Origin of the sequence: Kitasatospora sp. NPDC057542 (assembly GCF_042801945.1) — a bacterium.
Taxonomy (GTDB): Bacteria; Actinomycetota; Actinomycetes; order Streptomycetales; family Streptomycetaceae; genus Kitasatospora.
Window position 1 is genome coordinate 1 of the sequence record NZ_JBHVFE010000653.1, and the last position, 3,832, is coordinate 3,832.

At 70.7% G+C, this 3,832-nt stretch carries 4 protein-coding genes; 2 read left to right on the forward strand and 2 right to left on the reverse strand.

All coding sequences use genetic code 11. The features are described 5' to 3' along the window. Nucleotides 1-136 precede the first annotated feature (136 nt). Together ACFU7Y_RS41505 and ACFU7Y_RS41510 are read right to left on the reverse strand one after the other, a co-directional pair. Nucleotides 137-394, reverse strand: coding sequence for a DUF3073 domain-containing protein (locus tag ACFU7Y_RS41505; RefSeq protein ID WP_224280995.1), 258 nt, complete (start codon nt 392-394; stop codon nt 137-139). Between the two features lie 383 nt (nt 395-777). Then, nucleotides 778-1,935 (reverse strand): Glu/Leu/Phe/Val dehydrogenase dimerization domain-containing protein, encoded by a 1,158-nt coding sequence (locus tag ACFU7Y_RS41510; RefSeq protein WP_374119989.1) that lies wholly within the window; start codon nt 1,933-1,935, stop codon nt 778-780. Nucleotides 1,936-2,133: 198 nt separating this feature from the next. Between ACFU7Y_RS41510 and ACFU7Y_RS41515 the strand changes: the two genes are divergently transcribed. Together ACFU7Y_RS41515 and bldC are read left to right on the forward strand one after the other, a co-directional pair. Beyond that, on the forward strand, nt 2,134-3,084 hold the full coding sequence (locus ACFU7Y_RS41515) for a hypothetical protein (RefSeq protein WP_380771594.1): 951 nt from the start codon (nt 2,134-2,136) through the stop codon (nt 3,082-3,084). Nucleotides 3,085-3,571: 487 nt separating this feature from the next. Further along, nucleotides 3,572-3,778 (forward strand): developmental transcriptional regulator BldC, encoded by a 207-nt coding sequence (bldC, locus tag ACFU7Y_RS41520; protein ID WP_014137253.1) that lies wholly within the window; start codon nt 3,572-3,574, stop codon nt 3,776-3,778. The last annotated feature ends 54 nt before the right edge of the window (nt 3,779-3,832 follow it).

A 3,832-nucleotide genomic window follows, 5' to 3' on the forward strand; every position in this document is an offset into this window, starting at 1 on the left:
CTCCGGTGCACCGGAGAGGCCCTCTCGCGTGCGGTGGAGGCCGTCGGAGGGCCGTGCGGAGCAACGCCCTCCGAGGGAACGCCGAAGACCGGCCCGGCGCACTGGGCGCCCGGACCGGTCGGCGGGACTGCTGTGGTTACGAGCGGCGGGAGGCCTGCGACGGCCCGGTGCCCGGCTCGGTGTCGTCCTCGTCGTCGAGGTCGGCGTAGCGGGCGGCGTACTCCGCGTATGGGTCGTCGTCCTCCTCCTCTTCGATCGGCTCCGGCTCGATCGAAGCGGTGGACGGCGATACGCCCAGCTCGTTGGACAGACGGTTAGCGTCGAACCCGCCGCTGTTGTACTTCAGCTCGCGGGCGACCTTCGTCTGCTTGGCCTTGGCCCGGCCGCGCCCCATGGGTCGACCCCCTCAACGATGGGGCTCACGGCCCCGAGTCTGACACGTGTTCATGATCAGGACCGGCCTGCCCGAATGGGAGGACCGTCCCTTGGAGCATTAACGGTACCTGTTTCCGCCGCTGGACGGTACGTCGTCGGTGTGACGTGGCGCGCACCGACTGCACCCGAGACCAGGTCTTCCCAGGTCAGGGGAGGTTTTGCGGCGTTTTTCGCGCTGTCCGGAGGTGTCTGAGGTCCGTCGTTCCGGGACTGATTATCCCCCCTACGGGGACCTCGGATCACCCGTTCGGGCGGAGAAGTGAGAATCCGGTTCCACATCGTGATGCGCGAGGGGCCGCTGTGCAGGCCCCCCGCGCATCACGGGGTGGGTTACCGGCCCGGTCAGGCGCGCCGGGCGCCGGGCAGCAGCACCGTGCGCAGGGCGCTGATCTCGCGCATCCGCTTCTCGGCCAGGCGGTCGGCGGCGACCGCCGGCGGGACGCCGTCGGTGGCGGCCCGGGTGAAGATCTCCAGGGTGGTGTCGAAGATCCTGGTCGCCTTGTTCTTGGCCCGCTCGAAGTTGAAGCCGTCGATCTCGTCGGCGACCTGGATGACGCCGCCGGAGTTCACCAGGTAGTCCGGCGCGTAGAGGATGCCGCGGTCGGCCAGGTCCTTCTCGACGCCCGGGTGGGCCAGCTGGTTGTTGGCCGCGCCGCAGACGATCGAGGTGCCGAGCTCGCCCAGCGCCGCCACCGTGGCGTCGGTCAGTGCGCCGCCGAGGGCGCAGGGGGCGTAGACGTCCAGCTTGGCCTGGATCAGGGCGGCGGTGTCGGCGACCACCTCCACCTCCGGGTGCGCCGCGCGCACGCGGTTGACGGCGGCCTCGGAGACGTCGGTGACGACGACCGTGGCGCCGTCCGCGACCAGGTGGCCGACCAGGTAGTGGCCGACCTTGCCGACGCCCGCGACGCCGACCCGCTTGCCGCGCAGGGTCGGCTGGCCCCAGCGGGCCTGGGCGGTGGCGCGCATGCCCTGGAAGACGCCGAAGGCGGTCAGGATGGACGAGTCGCCGGCGCCGCCGTGCTCGGGCGAGCGGCCCGTCACGAACTCGGTCTCGCGGGCGATCACGTCCATGTCCTGGACGTAGGTGCCCACGTCGCAGGCGGTGATGTAGCGGCCGCGCAGGGACTCGACGAAGCGGCCGTAGGCCCGGAGCATCGCCTCGTTCTTGTCCTTGTTCGGGTCGCCGATGATGACGGCCTTGCCGCCGCCGAGGTCCAGTCCGGCCAGCGCGTTCTTGTAGGACATTCCGCGGGACAGGTTCAGCGCGTCCTCCAGCGCCGCCTCCTCGGAGGCGTACGGGAAGAAGCGCGTGCCGCCGAGGGCTGGGCCCAGGGCGGTCGAGTGGATGGCGATGATCGCCTTCAGTCCCGAGCTGCGGTCGTGGCAGAGGACGACCTGCTCGTGACCGTCGCCGGGGGCGCCGTCCTGTTCGGTACGGAAGATCCTGCTGAGCACGCCGGGTGCGGGGTGCGTGGCGGGGGTCTGTACGTCGGTCACTGTGGTGACTCCAGTATCGAAGGCCCGCTGCTGTGGTGCGGGCGCCTAAGGCGAAGCGTAGCCGCGTGCGCCCCGCCGATCCGCCGTCTCGTCCGAGCTGGGGCCAGTCGTCCGAAGGGTGAGACGGGAAGGGGTGCGGGGTGCGGGTGCGAACGGTTCGGGGGCGCGCCCTCCCTTGGTCCGGCGGCGCGTGCGACCATGCAGGACGTGACCGTCGTACGCACTTCCGTACAGCCGCCCTACGCCGCCCACCTGCGGGTGTACGAGCCGCTGGCCGCCTACCCGGAGGCCGAGCGGGCGCGCTGGCAGGCCTACGCGGCTGAGCACGGGCCGGACGCCGCGGAGCCGGCGCAGCCGGTGGCGGCGGCGGTGCTGGAGGAGCAGCGGGAGGCGCTCGCCGGGCTGGCCGCCCGCACGCCCCGGGCGCTGCCCGAGCGGGAGAGCGGGCGGGCGTACCTGCGGGTGGTGGACGGCGTACTGTACGTCTGCCCGTGGGCGACCAGACTGCGCAGCTGGCAGGCGCTGGAGGAGCTGCGGGCCGGGGCGCCGGTGGCGCTGCTGGACACCGCGCTGCCGCCGGTGACCCGGGAGGCCGCCGAGGCGGACCGGGAGCGCTGGCGGTCCGCGCACCCGGACGCCCGGCCGTGGATCCTGACCAGCAGGTGGGAGGTGCCGGTCCACTGGTTCCTGCCGTTCGGGGACGAGGACCGCTGCTTCGTGCCGGGCGGGGCCGGGCCGGCGGACGGGCGGGGAGGGGAAGAGGAAGGGGAGGAGCGGGGGGACCGGCCGGCGGCGCTGTTCTACCTGGTGCCGATGGCGCAGGCGCGCCGGCGGGTGGCACGGGCCTTCCGGGCGCTGCGCGAGGCGGTGCCGGACGGGGAGTTGGTGCCGGACGGGGAGTTGGTGCAGGGGGCGGAGCTGGTCGGGCGCTGGCTGGAGGAGTTCCACCCGCGCTCGCTGGTGGAACTGGACTACGGGGGCCTGGTGCATCTGCTGGGCCCGGAGCGGTTGCTGGCGGACCGTTCGGCGGGGGAGCTGGAGGAGGGGCTGCGCGCGCTGCGGGCGGGGGACACCGCCGAGGCGCTGCGCGTGTACGGGGAACTGACGGTGCGGTGGCGCCGGGTGCTGGCGCTGCGGCACGCGAACTGATGTCGGACCGCGCGTGTATGACTGTAAGAGTCCTAAGGACTGCGGGTCCGATGACCAAGGTCCTGGTTCGGGTCAATAGCTGTCGAACGTGACACTACTCACCGTTGACGCGAACTTACCCCTATGTGCAAAAATGGGACAACCAGCCCAACTTCACGTGAGCGTGCCCACTTTTGGGTGGTTCTGGAGTCGATGCGTGCTTTGCGGGGAAACGGAGGGTCTGGTCCCCTCGTAACCGGATGTCATCGCTTTGTGACTGTCCGCTATGGGGTGGTCCATCGCCATCCGTCGGCCTTGAGCCCGTGAGGGGTCAATTTTGGCGGTTTGGTCGATAGGGCTGGACGGATGGTGTAGTTGTAGACACCAGGACAAGCCGTTCGTCCTATAACCGACTCGGCCCGTCTATGCCATTTCGGGCATCGCGGGCCAAGGTGCAGAATTTGAAGGATAGAACCGCCCTGGTTCGGTTCTCCCGAGGAGGCCGCTCATGACCGCTCGTACCCCTGATGCTGAGCCGCTGCTGACGCCGGCAGAGGTTGCCACCATGTTCCGCGTGGACCCGAAGACGGTCACCCGTTGGGCCAAGGCGGGCAAGCTGACGTCGATTCGCACGCTCGGCGGTCACCGCCGTTACCGTGAGGCGGAGGTGCGCGCTCTGCTGGCCGGGATTCCCGCCCAGCGCACTGAGGCCTGATAGGCCAAAGGCTCTTTAAAGGGGCCGCTTACCGGACTCCGCCGGGTCCGGTAA

Coding starts and splice junctions, on each gene's coding strand:
- ACFU7Y_RS41505 (WP_224280995.1), bottom strand. CDS start 394: ATGGGGCGCGGCCGGGCCAAGGCCAAGCAGACGAAGGTCGCCCGCGAG.
- ACFU7Y_RS41515 (WP_380771594.1), top strand. CDS start 2,134: ATGCAGGACGTGACCGTCGTACGCACTTCCGTACAGCCGCCCTACGCC.
- bldC (WP_014137253.1), top strand. CDS start 3,572: ATGACCGCTCGTACCCCTGATGCTGAGCCGCTGCTGACGCCGGCAGAG.